Source organism: Sphingomonas sp. 2378, assembly GCF_038084995.1.
Taxonomy (GTDB): domain Bacteria; phylum Pseudomonadota; class Alphaproteobacteria; order Sphingomonadales; family Sphingomonadaceae; genus Sphingomonas.
On the sequence record NZ_JAXCMJ010000175.1, the window covers coordinates 1 to 218 of the forward strand.

Here is a 218-nt window from a genome sequence, read left to right on the forward strand (position 1 = left end):
CCAGATAGTCGAACCGCCCCGCTTCGGCGAGCGCACGCACCTCCGCCAGCAGGTCGTCGCGCAGCGTGCAGCAGATGCAGCCATTGGTCATCTCGACCAAGGCTTCCTCCGACCGGGAGAGCGCCGCCTCGCCGCCGCGCACCAGGTCGGCGTCGATATTCACCTCCGACATGTCGTTGACGATCACCGCCACCCGCCGCCCCTCGCGGTTCGCCAGG

At 69.3% G+C, this 218-nt stretch carries 1 protein-coding gene; it reads right to left on the reverse strand.

Annotated features, from left to right (window positions below; all coding sequences use genetic code 11):
* The coding region (locus tag SM191_RS19945; protein ID WP_341507691.1) for a GTP-binding protein at positions 1–217 on the reverse strand (217 nt) is incomplete at its 3' end.
* Position 218: the final 1 nt, after the last annotated feature.